Consider the following 19,404-nt stretch of genomic DNA (forward strand, 5'->3'; position numbering starts at 1 on the left):
CCTGCCGCGTATGGATAAAAGGGGCCGGGCCCCTTATTTTTTCGTTTTGGCGTAGCGCCCGTCGCTGCGGCGCAAAAGCAGGCCCTCGAGCTCTAACCGCGAGAGCGCCTGCATGGCCGCGCCGGGGGGCATACCGCCGGCGGCCAGTACCTCTTCGGGCAGCAGCGCCCGACCGCCGGCAAACAGCGGCCACAGCGGCGAGTCGGGCTCTGATCCGGGCGGTGGCGGCGCCGCGGATGGCACGGCCGGCGCCAGGCCCATATCCGCCGGACTGGCGGTGGCTCTAGCGCCTTTTTGCAGCAGAGCGGTGAGGCCCTGGGCGTGCTCGGAAAAGATGTCGCCGGCGGCGGCATATACCGGCCGGCCCAGCTTTAGCGCGTAGTCGGCGGTCATCTGGGCGCCACCGGCTGCACCGCACTGGGGGATAAACAGCTGCCGGCCGAGAGCGGCCAGCAGCCGGTTGCGCTGGTAGTAACCGGCTTTTTGTACCGGGCAGTCGGGCCGGTACTCAGACAAAATAAGGCCGCCAGCAGCAGTGATATCCCGCAACAGGGCCGCCGATCGTACCGGCGCCGGGTGAAAAAAGCCGCCCGGCAGCACCGCCACTGTTTTGCCGCCCGCCGCCAGCGCGGCCCGGTGGGCACAGCTGTCGGCGCCCAGGGCGGTGCCGCTGAGCACGACCCGGCCCGCCTGGGCCAGAGCTGCCGCATAATGTCCGCACACCTGCCGACCGTAGCCGTCGATGCGGCGGCTGCCCACCACCGCGGTGACCGGGCGCTGCAGCAGCGACAGATCGCCCTGGAAGTAGAGCAGGGCCGGCGGGTTTGCCAGATCATCCAGCGCCGCGGGGTAACCGGGCGTGCCGAATGCTACCATACCACAGTTTTTTGGCAAATCTGTGAACGGGACAAAATTTTGCCGCAGGTTTGCCAGCCGGCGGCGCTCCTCACCGGTCAAAAAGTCGCTGTCTGCCCCCTGCCGCCACACATTCTGTGGGCTGCCAAAGTGGCGCAGTACCGGCCGCAGCCGGTGGCTGCCCGGCCCCAGCAGCGCCTGCAGCTGCTGCCAAGCGGCCATATCGGCGCTGTTCACCGCATCATCTCCCAGCTGAAGATGGCTGCCGCCGCCGCCGCGTTGAGCGACTCGGCCGCCGGGGTGATGGGGATGTGCACCAGCTGGTCGCAGGCGGCAGCGGTCGGCTCGGTTATGCCGCGGCCCTCGTTGCCGATGACCACGGCGCAGGGGGCGCGCAGGTCTACCTGGCCGATATCTACGCTGCGGCAGGAAAGAGTAGAACCGTATACCGGCAGGCCCTGCCGCTTGAGCCAGGCGACGGTGTCGGGCGCGCTGTCTACCCGGTAGACCGGCAGCTTAAAAATGCTGCCCATGCTGGCACGCACCGCCTTATCTCCCAGGCAGTCGGCACAGCCGCTGTCGAGCAAAATGCCCCCCAGCCCCAGCGCCGCCGCCGTGCGCAGGATGGTGCCCACGTTGCCCGGGTCGGACACCTGCTCCAGCAGCAGATAGCTCCTGTTTACATCGAGCTGGTCGAGCGGGGCGAGCACGCTCTGCTCGGCTACGCCGCACAGCACCCCCTGGGGCGCCTTTTGACCGCTGAGTTTTAAAAACACCTCGTCGGTGGCGGTGTAGCTGCGCGCCGCCGCCGACAGCACCAGCCGGCAGGCCTCGGGGTAGCGCTGCTGTGCCTGATCCGAGCACACCGCCCAGAGGATTTGGGCCCCGGCATCGGCCGCGTCGGCGCAAAGCTTGTGGCCCTCGGCCAAAAACACCCCCTGCTGCCGCCGGTAAGCCGGCTTGGCGCGGAGCTTCTGCACCTCTTTGACCAGAGGATTTTGGCGGCTGGCGATGTGGACGATCTCGGGCAAAGGTGACGCCTCCTAACAGAGTGTGGCCGCCAGAGGCAGCACCGTATACACAATACATAAAGAACGGTCAAAATGGGTCGCCGGGGGTGGGGCGGCCGGTCACATAAAGACGCGTGGGCCGGTTTTGGCTGGAATGGACCTCGTTACCGCTCTCGCCGTAACAGTTCGCGCCAAAGCCCTCCCCGGACTATCAGCGAGCCCTGCGGACGCCGAAACACACCGAGGACGGAAAGAATACCGTTGCCGCTCCGCGGCGGGAGGGCCGGTGGCCCGAGAGGTATTCTTTCATCGCTTATCGCGTCTCTTACCCAGGCGCCGGCACCCGCCGGCTTGATACCATATAAATGGGTAACGGTGCGATAAGCTCGGCGGGAGAGCCGGTGGCCCGAGAGGTATTCTTTCATCGCTTATCGCACTGCTGCCCCAGGTGCTGATACCCCCCGGCTTGATACCATATAAATGGGTAACGGTGCGATAAGCTCGGCGGGAGGGCCGGTGGCCCGAGAGGTATTCTTTCATCGCTTATCGCACTGCTGCCCTAGGTACTGATACCCGCCGGCTTGATACCATATAAATGGGTAACGGTGCGATAAGCTCGGCGGGAGGGCCGGTGGCCCGAGAAGTATTCTTTCATCGCTTATCGCACTGCTGCCCCAGGTGCTGATACCCCCGGTTTGATACCATATAAATGGGAAACGGTGCGATAAGCTCGGCGGGAGAGCCGGTAGCCCGAGAGGTATTCTTTCATCGCTTATCGCACTGCTGCCCTAGGTGCTGATACCCCCCGGCTTGATACCATATAAATGGGTAACGGTGCGATAAGCTCGGCGGGAGGGCCGGTGGCCCGAACAGAGGTTCTTTCATCGCCTATCGCGCCACTCCCCCAGGCACCGGCACCCATCCATTTATAGGAGATCAGCGGGTCACCGCTAGGCCATCAGATGATACCCAGCAGAAAGAATCGCGTTATCGCCCCTAGGGCGATAGGAGGGCCGGTGGCCCGAGAGGTATTCTTTCATCGCCTATCGCGCCTTTTACCCAGGCGCCGGCACCCATCCATTTATAGGAGATCAGCGGGTCACCGTCAGGCGATCAGATACCCAGCAGAAAGAATCGCGTTATCGCCCCTAGGGCGATAGGAGGGCCGGTGGCCCGAACAGAGGTTCTTTCATCGCTTATCGCGCCTCTTACCCAGGCGCCGGCACCCATCCATTTATAGGAGATCAGCGGGTCACCGCTAGGCCATCAGATGATACCCAGCAGAAAAATCGCGTTATCGCCTTTAGGGCGATAGGAGGGCCTATGGCCCGAACAGAGATTCTTTCATCGCTTATCGCGCCACTTCCCCAGGCACCGGCACCCACCCATTTATAAACAAATCAGCGGGTCACCGTCAGGCCATCAGATATCCAGCAGAAAGAATCGCGTTATCGCCCTTAGGGCGATAGGAGGACCTATGGCCCGAACAGAGATTCTTTCATCGCTTATCGCGCCACTTCCTCAGGCGCCCATACCCACCTATTTATCTTGAAAGCAGTGGGTTACTGCGCGATAAGCTAAACGCCCAGTCCAAAGACCGGGCGTAAAAGTAGCTTTTTTAGATAGCGGCCTTGGCCTTCTCGCACAGCGAGGTGAAAGCGGCGGGGTCGTGGATGGCCAGCTCCGACAGCATTTTGCGGTTGAGGGAGATACCGGCCTTTTTGAGACCATTTACGAAGGTGGAGTAGTTCATGCCGTTTGCCTTGCAGCCGGCCGAGATGCGGGTGATCCACAGTCTTCTGAAATCGCGCTTTTTCTGCTTGCGGCCGATGTAGGCGTACTGGCCGGACTTCATGACTGCCTGCTTGGCAGTTTTAAACAGCTTGCTCTTGCCGCCAAAGTAACCCTTGGCCAGTTTCAGCACCTTTTTGCGTCTTTTATGTGTCATCGTCGCTCTCTTGATACGAGCCATATTGAAAACCTCCTGCGTTATGTCTGTAGATGGCCGGCAGTGCCGACGCGCAAAAACCCCAGCCCAGGCAGCACCGTGCCTGCAGCCGTGGCGATCCCTTTTTCTAAGCGCCGGCGCTTAGCTGTAGGGCAGTAATTTTTTGATGATCTTGGCGTTGGTCTCGTCGGCGTAGGCCGCTTTGCGCAGACCGCGTTTTCTTTTGGTATCTTTTTTGGTGAGGATGTGGGATCTGAAAGCGTGACCGCGTTTCACCTTACCGTTTTTGGTGAGTTTAAAGCGCTTTTTGGCACCGGTATGAGTTTTTAACTTAGGCATGATACGTCCTCCTAAAAATTTTACTTTGCTGCTTTGGCGGAAAAGAATGCCACCAGACTGCGGCCTTCCATTTTGGGCGGTTTGTCGATGGTGCCCACCTCTTCACACAGGGTGGTGAAGCGCTCCATCAGCTCGAAACCCAGGTTTTTGTGGGCCAGCTCGCGGCCGCGAAAGCGGATGGATACCTTGACTTTATTGCCCGCCGACAAAAACTTGGTCGCCTGGCCGACTTTGGTCTCGAGATCGTGGGTGTCGATATTCAGGCCCATGCGGACTTCTTTGTTCTCGATGACTTTCTGCTTTTTCTTGGCCTCTTTGTCCCGCTTGGACTGCTCGAAGCGATACTTGCCGTAGTCCATGATCTTGCAGACCGGGGGCTGGGCGCCCGGCGAGATCATCACCAGGTCCATGTCCTTGTCGTAGGCCATGGACAGCGCCTGCCTGGTGGGCAAAACGCCCAGCTGGCTGCCGTCGGAATCGATGGTCCTGACTTCTTTTTCACGAATACTCCCGTTGATGAGCAGTTCTTTTTTAGCTATGCTCATACACCTCCAAAGCACAAAATTACAAAAGCGCGACAACACCGTGTTGCCGCGCCAAATCGCAAAGATACACCCGCTGTGGGGCTTTCTCGACTATTGACCACATGACCCGTTAGCCATGGGTGAGAACGGCAGATGTTGTTCTACTTTGTTTTCCAAACTAGTGTAACAGACTATCAGCGGCCTGTCAAGTGCTTTTTTCGCTTTGGACGCGCGGGCGGGCCCCCGCCGGGCACCGCCGGATGGGCGGCTCAAAAAAGCGGGTACCGGTCGAGGATACCGCACCGGGCGAAAAATGTCAATCCCTGTATTTAAAGACAGCCGCCTTTTTCCTCCTCGGGCGGCAGCTTTTGGTACAGCGCCAGCACGAACTCGATGGGGGTATCCAGCTGCTGCCGCCCCAGCAGCTCCTCTGCCTTTTGGGGCGGCGTGCGATAGCAATACGGGGTCATGGCGAACAGGTCGGCGATCTGCTGGGGGTCAGAAAGCTGCAGCTGAGCGGTCACCGCCGTCTGCCGGCACAGCGAAAAGCCGGCGGGCCGGTAGGCAAAAGGTGGGTTTTGGTAGGGGGTTTCGTAGAGGGCCTGTTTGAGACCCCACAGGTGCCGGGGGCCGGGGGCGGCCACCAGCAGATGGCCCCCCGGCTGCAGCACCCGCCAAAACTCGCGCTCGTCGTGGGGGGCAAACAGGTTGGTCACCGCCGCCAGGCTCCCATCTGCCACCGGCAACGCGTGCACCCCCGCCACCGCGAAGCGGCAGCCCTTGTGGCGGCGGGCGGCGCGGGCCACCGCGCTTTTAGAGATATCGACGCCCCCCACCCAGCCGGCCCCCGGCAACCCGGTGCGCACGGCGGCGGTAAAGTAACCCTCGCCGCAGCCGGCGTCGAGCACCGCACCGCCGGCGGGCACCAGGTCGGCCAGCTGTTTTACCACCGCATCAGCCAGCACGTCGTAGCTGCCGCCGGCCAAAAAACGGGCCCTCGCCGCCACCATCTGCCGGTTGTCGCCGGGATCTTTGGAGTGGCGGCGGGTGGCCGGCAGCAGGTTTAAGTAGCCGCTGCCGGCAAAGTCGAAGCTGTGGCCGGCCGCACAGCGGGCGCTGCCGCCGGCTGTGGTGAGCGCCCCGCCACAGTGGGGGCAGCAAAATACAGTCATGATACAGTCCTTTCAAAACACAGCCGGCAACGCCTCACACGTCGACGCTCTGCCCCAGGTAAAAAGAGTAGAGCACCCGCCGCGTGACCGGCTTGCCCAGCAGTTCGCCGATGCCGCGGGGGTACACCTCCAGCTGGGTGCGGTAGCGCTCGGCCAGCTGGTCGGCGGCCTTTACCCGGTCGGTCTTATAGTCGATGATCCACAGCCCGTCGCCGCGGTCGAGCACACAGTCGGCCACGCCCTGAATGAGCACCTGCGCCCCCAGCCCGGCGCTGGCCGGGTCGATCTCGCCGCTGTCTACGGCGGTGAAAAAGTCGAGCTCGCGGTACAGCGTTTGGCAGGCCAGTATCTCGGCGCCGATGTCGCTGGCAAAAAAGGCGGCCACGCTGGCGGGCTCTATGCTGTCGGCCTCCTGCGGGTGCAGGTAGGCCTCGGCCCTGAGCCTGGCGATCTCGGCGGCGGGGTCGGCGGCGGCGCGGTGGTAGCTGCAGTACTGCATGAACTTGTGCAGCGCGTTTCCCCGCTGTACCGGCGTGAGCCCGCCCTGATAGGTAAATACCGGACGGGTGTTGAGGCGGGTGCTGCGCCCCTTGGCCAGCTGCGATACCGACACCTTGGCCGGCACCTGCCCCAGCGCCGCCAGCGGGTAGCGGTAGGCCAGCTGCTGTTTGAGCTGCGCGACCAGCGCCGCATCGGGCGCGGCCGGCTGCGCCTGATGCGGCGCCGATGCCGGCTGCGGCGGCTGGGGGGCGCGGCAGCTGTTTGCCACCAGCCCAAAACCGCACCGCTTTTGCCACTGGGACACCACCCCCAGCCCGGCAAACAGGCTGTCGGCACCGCTGCAGTCGGCCAGCGCCGAGAGCACGCAGTCGCCAAAGCAGCGGCTCTCGGACACCGCGTAGGGCGAGGTGCCGGCCCGGTGGCGCCGCAGCAGCCAGTTTTGGGGGTCGGTGCTGTGCATGGTGAGGATAAGCTTTTGCTTGGCCCTGGTCATGGCCACGTATAAAATGCGCATCTCCTCGCTGATGGTGGATGCCTTTTGCTGCAGGCGGGCCGCCTCGTGGCACAGAGTGCTGTGCTGTAAAAAGTGCTCGCGCCGCCGGTACAGCGAAAAGCCCAGCGCCGGCGACAGCAGCCACCGCCCCTGGATATCGCTCAAATTGTAGAGGTGCCCCAGGTCACAGACGAAGCACACCGGGAACTCCAGCCCTTTGGAGCGGTGGATGCTCAGCACCGACACCGCGTCTTCCCCGCCGGGGCCCTGTGCGCCTTTGAGGTCGCCTTTTTGCTCTTCGATACGCTCGAGATAGGCGAGAAAATCGCGCGCCGAGCCCGACTGGCCAAACTGCTGGGCGTAGGTGAGCAGCAGCTTTAAGTTCTCCTGCCGCACCCGGCCCTGGGACAGCTGCCCCACGATGGCCGGCAGGTCGGTGGCGTCGTAGATTCGCTCGATGAGCTCGCGGGCCGAGAGCAGATCGCTCAGGCGGCGGAAATGCTCGGTGAGCGAGAGAAAATCATCCACCTTTTTTTGGCCCCGGCAGCAAAGCACCATGCTGTAAAAGCTCTGGCGGGCGCCCTCAGGCGCCGGGGGCGCACCGGCGCGGATGGCCGCCAGCTCGCCGGGGGTAAAACCGAAAATGGGGCTGAGCATACAGCCAGTGAGAGCCAGATCGTTTTTGGGGTTTTTGAGCACCCCCAGCAGGTTTTTGACCATCACCACCTCTTTTTGAGTCAAAAACCCCTGTGATCCCTCCCCCGCCGCCGGCACTCCGGCCAGCTTCATGCGGCGGATATAGGTGCCCGCCTTGCCCTTGACCGAGCGCAGCAGCACCGCAAAGTCGCCGTAGCGGGCCGGGCGCACCTCGTCGCCGTCGCGCACCAAAAAGCCGTCCTGTACCATCTGGGCGATCCTGGCGGCCACCCAGTCGGCCTCCTGCTCATCGGGGGTGCGGGTCTCCTCGCAGGGGGGCGGGTCCTCTTTTGGGGGCGCACCGAACAGCGACTGCTGGGCCTGGCCGGCCACCGGCTTTGGGGCGGCGGGGTCGGAGCAGTCGATCAGCGCCACCTCGGTGGCGGTATCCAGGTCGAATTTGTCGTAGCCGCCGGCACACACCAGTGCCTCGCCGTCGCGGTAGTCCACCTCTCCCACCTGAAGGCTCATCAGGCGCGAGAAAAAGAAGTTGACCGTCTCGGTCACGTCGCGGCTGCTGCGAAAGTTGCGGTCGAGATTGATGAGCGCCGGGTAGTGGACGCCGTCGTAGGGCGAGAAGGCCCGTTTTTTCTGCATGAAGATCTCGGGTCGGGCCTGGCGAAAGCGGTAGATCGACTGCTTTACATCCCCCACCATAAACAGGTTGCCGCCGTTTTTTGAGAGGGCCAAAAACAGCGCGTCCTGGGCGTCGTTGGTGTCCTGGTACTCGTCGACCATGATGAAGTCGATGTCGGCGGCCAGCTTTTCTCCCCAGTCGCTCTGGCGGATGGTGTCGCCGTCGCGCACCGTGCACAGCCGCAGGGCCATCTGCTCCAGGTCGGAAAATTCCAGCAGGTTCTGGGCGCGCTTTTCAGCGGTGAGCTGGGCGTCGAACTCCAGCACCAGATCGTACATCTGGCGCAGCACCGGCAGCTGGGCCTCTACATCCTGGGCGTGCTGCTCAAGCGAGCGGGGCAGCCGCTTTTGCAAAAAGTCTTTGAGCGCCTTTTTGAGCTTGTCCCGGTCTTGCTGCAGCTGTTTTTTGAGCGGGTCGTCGGCGTAGCCCTTGGGGGCGGCAAAGCGGGCAAAACCCAGCTGCAGCAGGCTCTGGCGCAGCGCCTCTACGTCGCCGGAGCGGGCCGCCTGACACACGGTGCGCACCTGGGCGGCATCCTGCGAAAACAGGTCGTCGAGCGCGGCGTAGAGCACCCCGTCCTCGGCGCTCTGCCGGCGCATGCGGTCGACGGTCTGCAAGAGGTCCTCGCACAGCGCCGCCGCGCTCTGGCAAAGCTGTATGCCCCAGGGGCTGGCAGAGAAGTCCTCCCCGCTGGCGGCAAAGGCGGCGAGCATCTGGCGGCACCAGTGTTCGGGGTAGGGGTGGGAGACGAAAAAGTCGTGCAGGCCGAGCACCACCTCGCCCAGCTTGTGGTCGCTGCGCTGGGCGTCGATCTGCTCGCTCAGCGCCAAAAAGCCGGGTTCGGCGCGCTCGTACTTCTCGTCGAGCAGCCGGGCCACCGTCTCTTTTTTGAGCAATCTGGCCTGGGCGTCGTCGCAGAGGGAAAAATCGCGCCGCAGGCCCAGAGAAGAAAACTGCTCGCGGATGAGCCGCAGGCAAAAGGCGTGGATGGTGCAGATATCCGCCCGCCCCACCAGCGCCTGCTGCCGCCGCAAAAAGGCGTTTTGCGGGTCTTTGGCGATCTTGTCGGCCAGGCCCTGATAGATGCGCTGTTTCATCTCGGCGGCGGCGGCGTGGGTAAAGGTGACGATGAGCATGCTCTGCGGGTCGCGGGGGCACTGCTCGTCGCAGAGCAGCGCCACCACCCGCGCGGTGAGCACCGAGGTCTTGCCCGAGCCGGCGGCCGCCGAGATGAGCAGCGTGCCGCCCCGGTCGTCGACAGCCGCCTGCTGGGCGGGGGTAAATCTGCGCTTAGCGGCCATCGGTCTCCTCCTCTCGCAGGCGCTCGAAAAACAGTTTATCGGTCTTTATTTTGGGGCAGCTGCGCGCCGGGTCGTCATCCTCGCGCATGCACACGCGGCGGTAGTCGCAGTAGTCGCAGAGCAAAAACTGGCCGTGGCGCAGCGGCAGCGCGGCGATATCGCCCCGGTGCAGCGTGTCGGCCAGCTGGCGCAGTGTGTGCTCGATATGGCCGCGGATGAGCGAGAACTCCTCGGCGCTGGCGGTGCGGGAGTACTGGCTGAAGCTGCCGTCTTTTTTGGCGGTGACCGGGATATAGCGGCCGGCCACCTCCCGCTCCATAGCGGTGATGACCGCCGGGTCAGAGAGCACCAGCCCTTTTTGCTGCAGCGTGCTCCCAAAGAGCTGGTCGTCTTTTGGCGACGGCTCGCGCTCCAGGCTGGTGTAGTCGACCGAGGCGGGCATGTACAGCACACCGGCCGGCTGCTGCCCACTGTGCTCGCACAGGGCGAACAGGTAGATGAGCATCTGCATGTTGAGACCGCTGTACACATCCTCCAGCGCAAAGGCTTTGCCGCCGGACTTGTAGTCGATGACCCGCAGGTACTCCCGGTCGTCCAGCTGGCAGCTGTCGACCCGGTCCACGGTGCCCGACACCTCCACCACGGTGCCGTCACCGGCACTCACCCGCAGCGGCGGTATGTCGCTGCCGGCGCCGATGGGCACCTCGAACCCCTGGGGAAAAAACAGCGACTGGGCCAGCTCTTTTTGCAGGTGCCCCAACAGCAGCAGCGTGTTCTTTTGTATCTTCTGCAGCAGATACTGCTGCCGGGCCGTCAGGTTTTCGCGCCCCAGGCTCTGGGCCACGTACTCGTCGGCCACCTGCCTCGCGCAGGCGGCGATCTCGTCGGTGCCGGCGGCGGGGAAGCCGCGGCCAAAGCGCGAGAGCACCTGCTCGAGCAGGTAGTGGATAAAGCTGCCGGTCTCCAGCGGCGAGATCTCCCCTTTGGGCGGGGGGGCGATGTGCAGGCCCCGCCGCAAAAAAAAGGAAAAGCGGCAGTTTTCAAACTGCTCCAGCCCGGTGGGCGACAGGCCCAGCCGGCTGCCGAACAGCAGCCGGCTCTCGGCGGGGTCCAGGTGAAACGAGAACTGCTGCGGCGCGCCCAGCACCCGGTCGATGCGGCCGGTATAGCCGGGCCCCAGCGCCTGCTGCAGCGCCGCCTGCACCGCCGGCTGGTCCGTGCTCTGGCACAGGGCCATAAAGGCGGTATGGGGGCTGTGAGGGGCCTCCTGCAGCACCTGGCGGGCGGTGGCGGCACCGGCGCCGGGGATGCGCCGGGCAGTCTCGACGAGCTCGCTGGGGCGGCTCTCCTCCCCGGCCAGACTGCCGGTGTAATAGCTGATGTACAGCACCTCTGCAGGGGCGGTGGCCGCACTGTAACAGTGGCCCAGCTCGATGCTGATATCCTGCTCGGTATCGGGTAGAAAATCGACCCCGGCGGCCACCAGCGCGTTTTTCTCTTTTTGGCTGAGCAGGCCGGTATCTTTTTCCTGCAGCGGAAAAGAGCCGAACACCGCCCCCACCACAAAACACACCCTGATGCCGGCCGGGCGGGTCTTGTCGGCGCTGCCCACCAACACCTCGTCCAGGCTGCGGGGCAGCGTGCCAAAATCACATTTTTGCAGCGACAGCCGCAGCACCTCTAAAAAGCGCTCGACGCTCATGGGGGTGCGGCGCAGCGTGAGGTACAGCTCGTCGAGCACCCCCATCACCGCATCCCACTGGGCCACAAAGTCGTCGGCCAGCTGGGTCTCGCCCAGCTCCTCGAGCTGCTCGATCTTCTGCTGGCCCAGCTCGCCGGTGCCCAGCGCCCCAAAGGCGGCAAACAGCGCCTTGACGATGTCGCCGCCGGTGGCCCGGCGGCAGGCGCCGGCAAAGGTCTGCACCGCCCCTACCACCTGTGCCCGCAGCGCCTCGATGCGGGCCAGCTGCTGCTTTTCGGCCGCGGTCATCTGCCCGCCAAAGCCGCCGGGGCTGCGGGTAAAGGGCTCTTTGAGGGCGCTGCCGCGCAGGTCCCAGGTGTAGAGGTAATCCTCGAAGTCGCAGATCGTCTCCTCGGTGGCGCCCAGCACCCCTTCGCGGGCGATCGCACAGATGTCTTCGGGCGTGAGTCCGCGCACCGCACAGCTGAGCAGATGCAGGCACAGCGTGACCGTGGGCTTGGCATACACCTGCTGGTTCTCATCTAAAAAGTAGGGGATGTCGCGGGCGGCGAAGGCCTGGCGGATGGGGACGGCATAGTCCTGCGCACTGCGGGCCATCACCGCGATGTCGCGGTAGCGGTAGCCCTGGCGCACCAGCTGGGCGATCTTGGCGGCCACCGCCTCGCACTCCTCAAACACGGTGGCGGCAGACATCACCGTGAGCGTGCCGTCGCGCACCGCCGCCGGGCGGTGGCCGGCCAGCGCCCGCTCCATCTGCCGCGGGCCGTCGCCTACAAAGCCGTCGGCGCGCATCACCTTGGGCTTTTCGGCCGGCACGCCCCACTTTCTGGCCACAGCCAGCAGCCGCCGCCCGGTCTGCACCGCCGGCCAAAAGGGGGACAAGGCGTCTTTGCCGGCGGCGCGGCGGGGGTACAGCTCATCGCAGGTTAGGGCTACCGTCAGGCTGTCGCAATCGCGCAAAATTGCGGTGAGCAGGTCGGTCTGGGGCTTAGTAAAACCGGTAAACTCCTCCACAAACACCGCTTTGCCGGCAAAGAAGTCGCCGCGGCGCTCGACGGCGCGATACAGCTTTTCGGTCTCGTCGGCGTAGGCGCTGTCGATAAGGCTGTCGAAAGCAGTGTATACCGCCGCCAGATCGCCGAGCTTTTGCTGCAGAGCCGGGGCGGACACCAGCTGAGCGGTTTCCTCCATCAGCTTGGGGGTGAGGCCCAGATTATAGAGCTCCTGCCGGGCGGAGAGCAGCGCCGAGAGGAACCCCTCCCCCATCGACTGGCTGTCGTAGTAGTGCAGCTGGTCTTTTACCTCGTCAAAACTCACGCTCATCAGCGCCGCACCGCCCACATCGGTCAGGTCCGGCAGGGCCAAACCGCCGTTTTTGGCAAAGATCTGGGCGCACAGGCGGGTGAATGAACAGACCGATACCCGCGAAAACTCGGCGCGGGTGAGAGAGGAAAACAGTGCGCTCTCGGTCTGGTACGAGGCCTGCTCCGGCACCAGATAGATCACCTGGCGCCCGGCGGCTACCTGCTGTTTTACCCGCGCTAACAGCTCGGCGCTCTTGCCCGATCTGGCCCGGCCCAGCAGCAGTTTCAGCACGGTCATCCCTCCCCTTTTCGTCCTGTGCCGCCGCCCGGCGGCGGCAGCGGCAATGCGGCTCTGCGGCCAGTCGGCGCACCCGTGTCGCGCCGGCGGCAGAGCCGGTGATCTATCTACAGTAGCATACCACGAGCGCCGCTGTCTGCGCAACCGGCAGCTATGGCCCCAGCGCTTAAAGATCGCGGCAGTCAGGGCCCTACTCGACCGAGAGGTGCCGTAAAAAATGGCAGCAGCTCCGATAGAGCTACTGCCATATACCGCATCTGTACAATACGTCAATTCGCCGATTTTATCTTTTCTCTCAAACCCCACTCACAGGACCCCGGCAGATGGCTCTTCCAGATCGTTTTGGAACGGCACTTCGCCCACCGCTTTGCCGATGAAGTCAATTTCATGCCTGATCCCCTTATGTGCGTCGGTCCATGTGCCCTTTAAAAGGCGAATGCGCAGCAGGCATGTGTTGGGGTCACTGTCGTTATTGGCATCGGCATACCACGCAGCAAATATCGTGTGCAGTTTGGCCAACATCTCGGCATTCTCGCTTTCACCCACCCAACCCAGGTTTTGAGCGATCCCGTCGGCTGTAAAGTTCTCGACGATGGCACATATCGCAACCTCAGGGTTTTGCGCGATCTGACGCATCTTATCTGAGCGGCCAGATGTGACAACATAAAATGCGCCGTCTTCATAATACGCATCTACGATACGGGCAGCGGGGCGGCTTTTTCCACTGGCCGACGGGGCCAGCGCAATAGTGGATAGCGAGATCAGCTGATCTCTGTTACCCAACTGTTCATCCAGTAGCTTCATGGCCTGATCGTACGCACACATTTTTATCTCCTTATACCAATGTCATCTTCTTTCAATAAAGTTCTTTTTCCACATGATCTGGGGCGTACGCATCTTACAGCGGGCCGCGCCACCGCCACTTCTCATGTTTTGTACTCACAGCGCCACCCCGTGGTCGCGGATAAAGGCGAGCACCTCTTCTTCGGGGGCGATACCGCCGCCACCGCCCAGGATGGTGCACAGACGGGCGGCGGCGCCGTTGGCGAAGGTAGCCGCATAGCGCAGGTCTTTGCCCTGCAGCAGGCAGTGCAAAAACGAGGCGGCAAAGGTGTCGCCGGCGCCGGTGGTGTCGATGGCCTTGACCGGGATGCCCGGGGCCGCAAAGTGCTCCTCGCGGGTAAACACCTCGCAGCCGTCGGGGCCCTTGGTCATCACCACCACCTGGGCGGCGTCGGCCAGCAGCGAGGCGGCCGGATCGGCGCCGATGCAGGCCTTTAACCGCCCGTAAGAGGTGTCGTTGATGAGCACGATATCGGCCATATGCAAGAGCTCCAGGTTGCTCTGGTCCTCGTAGTGGCCCTCGCCGTCGATGACCAGCTTGCAGCCGGCGGCGCGGGCTCTTTTGATGCAGTCGGTAGAGCGCAGCACGTCGCCGATATAGCGGTTCATGGTGTAAAAATAGGTGGCGTTTTCGATGCGCTCCAGCATCTGGCCCGACGGCTCGATAGGGTCGCAGTAGCTCTGCTCCAAAAAGATGGCCCGGTCTCCCTCCCTCTTCGAGACGAACAGGATCCCCTCGCTGTTTTTGCAGTTCTCCTGCCGCACCACACAGCTGGTATCCACCCCGCGCTCGGCCAGCGACTGCATCACGAATTCACCGTCGGCATTGCGGGGGATAGCGTCCATAAAGTACACCTTATCGCCGTACCCCGCCAGCACCGAGGACATATTGAGCTGTGGCCCGCCCAAAATGCGCTCTACGAACTGGCAGCTGATCTTGTCCCCCAGCTGGATCCAGTTATCTACCATATAGTAATTGTCGATGGTGGTGCCGCCCATGGCGAACACATATTTCTGCCGCTCCATCCCCAGTATCCTCCTCACAAAAAGTCATACAAACTGAACAGTTTCAGCATAACACGCATACAGTTTTTGTCAATCATCCCCACTGCGATTTTTACAGATTTGTGATTTTAACCCAAAAGCAGTATAATACTTGCAGCATTTTACCCTGCCGGCCGGGCGCCGGCGGGATGGGAGGAGTGGCGCTGCATGATGGAAAAAGTGGTGGGGGTGCTGGCCCATGTCGACGCGGGCAAGACCACCCTGTGTGAGGGGCTGCTCTACGCCGCCGGGGCGCTGCGCCGGCGCGGTCGGGTGGACCACCAAAACGCCTTTTTAGACTGCGATGAGCAGGAGCGCCGGCGCGGTATCACCATATTTTCCGGCCAGGCCCAGTTTTCGTGGCAGGGCCAGCACTTCACGCTGGTCGACACCCCCGGCCACACCGACTTCGCCGCCGAGACCGAGCGGGCGCTGGCGGTGCTCGACTGCGCGGTGGTGCTCGTCGACTGCACCGCCGGCATTCAGGGGCACACCCGCACGCTGTGCCGGCTGCTGCAAAAATACCGGCTGCCCACCTTTTACTTTTTAAACAAGTGCGACCGGCCGGGGGCCGACCCCCAGGCGGTGCGGGCGGCGCTGCAGCAGGCCTTTGGCGGGGCGGTGGTCGACTGCACCAGCCTGGCCGCCGACGGCGCGCTGAGCGAGACTGCCCGCGAGGAGCTGGCGGCGCTGGATGAACAGCTGATGGAGCGCTACTTTGACGGCACCGCCACCGGCGACGACTTTTTGCGCGCCGCCCGGCAGCTGGCAGAGAGCCGGGCGCTGCGACCCTGCTTTTGCGGCAGCGCGCTGCAGGGCACGGGTATCGAGCCGCTGCTGCACGGGCTGGCGCTGCTGTTTACCACCAGCTACAACGAGAGCGCCCCGCTGGGCGGCCGGGTGCAAAAGGTGCGCTGCGACCCCACCCGCGGCCAGCTGACCTTCATCAAGCTCTTGAGCGGCACGCTGCGGCCCCGGCAGCCCCTGTACCTGCACACCGCCCACGGCGAGTTCGAGGAAAAATGCGGAGAGCTGCGGCTATTCAGCGGCGAAAAGTCGCACAGTGTACCGCAGGCCACCGCCGGGCAGCTGGTGGCGGTGACCGGCCTGCACCGGGCCGGGCCGGGCGACGGTGTCGGCTGGGCGGCCGACACGTTGGCCCCCACCGTGACCCCGGCGCTGCAGGTAGCGGTGCTGCCGCAAGACGGGCTGCCGCTGGTAAGAGCCGCCGAGCTGTGCCGCCTGCTGGAACGGGAGGACCCGCTGCTGGGGGTGCAGTACAGCCCCCAGCTGGAACAGCTGCAGCTGCAGATCATGGGCCCCATCCAGCTGGAGGTGCTGGCCGGGCAGCTCAGCACGCGCTTTGGCGCCCGGGTGGCGTTTGGCCCCTGCCGGGTACTGTACCGCGAGACCATAAAAAACACGGTGGTCGGCTACGGCCACTTTGAGCCGCTGCGCCACTACGCCGAGGTACACCTGCGCCTGGCCCCCGGGGCGCCGGGCAGCGGGATCACCTTCGAGAGCGCCTGCCCGCTGGATCTGCTGGACAAAAACTACCAGAACCTGGTGCGCACCCACGTTTTTGAGCGCACCCACAAAGGCGTGCTCACCGGCTCGCCGCTGTGCGACGTGCATATCACCTTGCTGCGGGGGCGGGCCCACCTCAAGCACACCGAGGGGGGCGATTTTCGCGAGGCCACCTACCGGGCTATCCGCCAGGGGCTGGAGCAGGCCGAGAGCGTTCTGCTGGAGCCGGTATACCGCTTTACCGCCCAGCTGCCGGCCGCACACCTGGGCCGCCTGCTGGCCGACGTGCAAAAGGTGGGAGGCAGCTTTTTGCCGCCCGAGACCGCCGGCGGCGACGCGCAGGTACAGGGGCTGTGCCCGGTGGCCGGGTTTATGGATTACCCGCCGCAGCTGGCGGCCTACACCAGCGGCCAGGGCAGCATGAGCTTACAGGTAGACAGTTACCGCCCCGTACCCGATCCCGGCCCCATCATCGACGCCATCGGCTACGACAAGGTGCGCGATACCGAGAACACCTCCGACTCGATCTTCTGTGCCAAAGGCGCCGGCTATGCTGTAAAGTGGGACCAGGTGCCGGCCATGATACACATAAAAGATTGACCGCCGCCAGTACCCGAGAGAGAGCGAGAAAAAAGAGAGCCGCGGCATGGGCCGCAGCTCTCTTTTTACGATCGGGCGCCGGGGGTGACCGCTCACTGTCCGGTGCGGGCCAGCAGCGGCCGCAGCCGGCAGACGAGCAGGGTGGCCACGGCGATCTTCAGCGCGTCGCCGGCCAAAAACGGGATGACGCAGACTGTCAGTGCGTACCACAGCCCGGCGCCGGTGACCGCCAAGAACCAGGCGGTGCCCAGCGTATAGCAGGCGGCGAGCCCAGCCGCCATAGCGAGCACCACCACCGGCACCCGCAGCTTGCCATTTTCTCTCACGGCCAGGTGGCCGACGAGCAGCCCGGTGAGCCAGGCGGCGGCGATATAGCCCACGATGTAGCCGCCGGTGGGGCCCACCACCACGCCCGGCCCGCCCGAAAAGCCCGAGAATACCGGCACCCCCAGCAGGCCCACCAGCAGGTACACCGTTTGGCTCACGGCGCCGGCGCCGGCCCCCAACAGGCCGCCGGCCACGAACACCGGCAGCATGGCCAGATTGATGGGCACCGGCCCGATGGGGATAGCCACCTGGGCGCACACGGCGGTAATGGCGGCCATCATGGCGCAGAGCACCAGTTTTTGTACAGAACCTCTTCTCGCAGAAGTCATTTCTCTCGCTCCTGTCAACCTAAATTTTATAACTGGTAAACAAGGCTAGTATAGCTGTTGCCGCCGGTATTGTCAACTATATTTTAAACAAAGGTTTACAATGCTGTGCGCCGGGGATCAGCGCTCCTCCTGGCCGGTGAGCTTTTGCCACCACTCGGCCAGTTTGAATTTTACCTGGATGGTGCCGCCGGGGGCCACCTCTTTGGCGCCGTCCTCGCCGTATACGGTCAGGGTGGTCTGCTCGCTGGCGGTGGGCACGCACAGCGGCGGGAACATCACGCACCACCAGTTGTGGCCCTCCCCGTCCCCAATGATCACCCGCAGCGCGTCGTAGGTGCCGGCGGGCAGTGTGGCGGTGTCCTCGTACTCCTTGGCGGCAAAATCCATCTCTACGATCTTGGCCTGCACCGGCAGGTCACAGCCGTTTTGCCGCAGCACCTCGCCGGCGATCTGCTCGATCTGGGGCAGCTTTTGCCGCAGCGCCTGCAGGGCCTGCTCTTTGCTGGCGGCACCGGCAAACCACTCGTCCGAGCGGGCCAGCAGCTCGTCGCGCACCGCCAGCTTCAGGGCCTGGTCGCGCTCGCTGTCGGAGTTTGCCAAGATGTGCAGCCGCACCGTGTTCTGGCGGATGTTCTGCTCGGCGCCCGACTGGGCGTACACCGCGCTGTACAGGCAACACAGTACCAGCGTCAGGGCCAGCACCCACTCTATTTTACCCGGTCTTCTTTTCATGGGAAATCGCTCCTTTTTTGATCTCGTCGTACCACGAGTATGGGCGGCCATTCCCCGGCGTATGCAGTTTATGTGTGGAAAAATATGGCATGTGGCGCGGCCCCTCTACCCCCTTGGCAGCGCCGCCGGATCACCGTATAATAGAAGTGGTAGACAGGCGGCCCGGTGCCGCCCCATCAGCGGCCGCCCGGCGGCCCCGCCAAAAGGAGACGACTCATGCGGCCAGAGGACAACAAAAAGCGCGACAACAGCAGCTACCTCCACACGGGGACAGCGCCGGGCGGCGTCTGTGTGGAGTAACTGCCGCCCGGCGTCGGCCCCTGCCAGATCCGATATCCACGCAAGAGGCAGGGAGCGCGCAAAATATGAGAGCTTATCAAAACGCCAAAGATGTGCTGCCGCCGCCGCTGTTGGCGGCGCTGCAGCAGTATATACAGGGCGGGTACCTGTACGTGCCCGCCACCGGCCGCCGCCCCTGGGGCAGCGGGACCAACACCCGGGCGCTGCTGGCGGCACGGGACCGGCAGCTGGCGGCGCTGTACCGGCAAGGCACTTCGGTGCGGGCATTGGCGGCGCAGTACGCGCTGTCGGTGCGGGCGGTATCCCGGGCGCTGGAGCGCGCCGGTCAGCCCCGCGGCGGGCGCTGAGCGGCATTCTTTCAGATCGCATCAAAAGAGCAGGCGGGGGCAGGGCGGCCCCGCCCGCTCTTTTGTGCACCAAATACCGCCGCGGCAAACGGGGCAGCCCGCAGGGCCGCCGGCAGTGCTATACTGGTCTCAGCACATGACAGGAGGGACTTATGATGACTGCCCACACCCCTACCGGCGCCGTGCAGGTGGGTTATGCCGCCGCCGATATCACCCCCACTATGCCGGTACAGCTCATCGGCTTTACCCGGGAGGACGATACTTCCCGCGGCGTGTTGGAACCCCTGGTCGCCCAGGTGCTGCTGTTTGACCAGGACGGCGACCGCTGCTGCCTGGTAACGCTGGACCTGCTGGGGCTCACCCAGCAGCTGGGCGACCGCCTGCGCGACGAGCTGGCCCAGCTGCTGTGCTGCGCGCGCAGCCAGGTGATGCTCTGCTGCAGCCACACCCATTCCGGCCCCGACTGTGCCGCCGCGCCCGCCTACTACCGCTTTTTGTGCCGTCAGGTATCCGGCGCCGCCCGGGCGGCGCTGCAAGACTTGGCCCCCGCCGCCGGCGCCTGGGCGGTGGTGCGG

15 protein-coding genes are annotated in these 19,404 nt (G+C 64.0%); 3 read left to right on the forward strand and 12 right to left on the reverse strand.

Annotated features, from left to right (window positions below; translation table 11 throughout):
* Nucleotides 1–33 precede the first annotated feature (33 nt).
* The 10 genes from C6Y32_RS13750 to C6Y32_RS13795 all read right to left on the reverse strand — a co-directional run bounded on the left by C6Y32_RS13750 (nt 34) and on the right by C6Y32_RS13795 (nt 14,649).
* Nucleotides 34–1,092: a DNA-processing protein DprA gene (locus C6Y32_RS13750; RefSeq protein WP_105205849.1), complete on the reverse strand. Its 1,059-nt coding sequence runs from the start codon at nt 1,090–1,092 to the stop codon at nt 34–36.
* Entirely contained in the window at nt 1,089–1,886 is a 798-nt protein-coding gene (locus tag C6Y32_RS13755; protein ID WP_105205850.1) for a TrmH family RNA methyltransferase, read from the reverse strand. Before C6Y32_RS13755 ends, C6Y32_RS13750 begins: the two co-directional genes overlap by 4 nt.
* Before the next feature lie 1,597 nt (nt 1,887–3,483).
* Nucleotides 3,484–3,837 carry a 50S ribosomal protein L20 gene (gene rplT / locus C6Y32_RS13760; protein ID WP_105205851.1) on the reverse strand — a complete coding sequence of 118 codons (354 nt, stop codon included), beginning with the start codon at nt 3,835–3,837 and terminating at the stop codon, nt 3,484–3,486.
* Nucleotides 3,838–3,954: 117 nt separating this feature from the next.
* Entirely contained in the window at nt 3,955–4,152 is a 198-nt protein-coding gene (gene rpmI / locus C6Y32_RS13765) for a 50S ribosomal protein L35 (protein WP_105205852.1), read from the reverse strand.
* 20 nt (nt 4,153–4,172) lie between these two features.
* Nucleotides 4,173–4,697: a translation initiation factor IF-3 gene (gene infC, locus C6Y32_RS13770; RefSeq protein ID WP_105205853.1), complete on the reverse strand. Its 525-nt coding sequence runs from the start codon at nt 4,695–4,697 to the stop codon at nt 4,173–4,175.
* 308 nt (nt 4,698–5,005) lie between these two features.
* Nucleotides 5,006–5,848: a putative RNA methyltransferase gene (locus tag C6Y32_RS13775; protein ID WP_105205854.1), complete on the reverse strand. Its 843-nt coding sequence runs from the start codon at nt 5,846–5,848 to the stop codon at nt 5,006–5,008.
* 34 nt (nt 5,849–5,882) lie between these two features.
* The gene (locus C6Y32_RS13780; protein ID WP_105205855.1) at nt 5,883–9,476 is read right to left on the reverse strand and encodes a UvrD-helicase domain-containing protein; all 3,594 of its coding nucleotides are present in this window, start codon (nt 9,474–9,476) and stop codon (nt 5,883–5,885) included.
* Nucleotides 9,466–12,774, reverse strand: a complete 3,309-nt coding sequence (locus tag C6Y32_RS13785; protein ID WP_129589460.1) for a PD-(D/E)XK nuclease family protein — start codon at nt 12,772–12,774, stop codon at nt 9,466–9,468. Before C6Y32_RS13785 ends, C6Y32_RS13780 begins: the two co-directional genes overlap by 11 nt.
* 312 nt (nt 12,775–13,086) lie before the next feature.
* Nucleotides 13,087–13,605: a pyridoxamine 5'-phosphate oxidase family protein gene (locus C6Y32_RS13790; RefSeq protein ID WP_105205857.1), complete on the reverse strand. Its 519-nt coding sequence runs from the start codon at nt 13,603–13,605 to the stop codon at nt 13,087–13,089.
* A gap of 114 nt (nt 13,606–13,719) precedes the next feature.
* A complete protein-coding gene (locus tag C6Y32_RS13795) occupies nt 13,720–14,649 on the reverse strand; it encodes a carbohydrate kinase family protein (protein WP_105205858.1) in 930 nt (309 codons plus the stop codon).
* A gap of 186 nt (nt 14,650–14,835) precedes the next feature.
* Here C6Y32_RS13795 and C6Y32_RS13800 point away from each other — a divergent pair, with 186 nt between their 5' ends.
* Entirely contained in the window at nt 14,836–16,794 is a 1,959-nt protein-coding gene (locus C6Y32_RS13800) for an elongation factor G (RefSeq protein ID WP_105205859.1), read from the forward strand.
* A 92-nt stretch (nt 16,795–16,886) separates the two neighbouring features.
* Here C6Y32_RS13800 and C6Y32_RS13805 read toward each other — a convergent pair whose 3' ends face one another.
* On the reverse strand, nt 16,887–17,450 hold the full coding sequence (locus C6Y32_RS13805) for a biotin transporter BioY (RefSeq protein WP_105205860.1): 564 nt from the start codon (nt 17,448–17,450) through the stop codon (nt 16,887–16,889).
* Nucleotides 17,451–17,567: 117 nt separating this feature from the next.
* Nucleotides 17,568–18,182 (reverse strand): stage II sporulation protein R, encoded by a 615-nt coding sequence (spoIIR, locus tag C6Y32_RS13810; protein ID WP_164998297.1) that lies wholly within the window; start codon nt 18,180–18,182, stop codon nt 17,568–17,570.
* Nucleotides 18,183–18,547: 365 nt separating this feature from the next.
* On the opposite strand from spoIIR, the gene C6Y32_RS13815 reads away from it, so the two are divergent.
* A complete protein-coding gene (locus tag C6Y32_RS13815) occupies nt 18,548–18,829 on the forward strand; it encodes a CD3324 family protein (protein WP_105205862.1) in 282 nt (93 codons plus the stop codon).
* A gap of 152 nt (nt 18,830–18,981) precedes the next feature.
* A partial coding sequence (locus C6Y32_RS13820; RefSeq protein WP_207204837.1) for a neutral/alkaline non-lysosomal ceramidase N-terminal domain-containing protein occupies nt 18,982–19,404 on the forward strand: 423 nt, incomplete at its 3' end.

The sequence above is a fragment of the Neobittarella massiliensis (ex Bilen et al. 2018) genome (assembly GCF_900289145.1).
GTDB lineage: Bacteria > Bacillota > Clostridia > Oscillospirales > Ruminococcaceae > Neobittarella > Neobittarella massiliensis.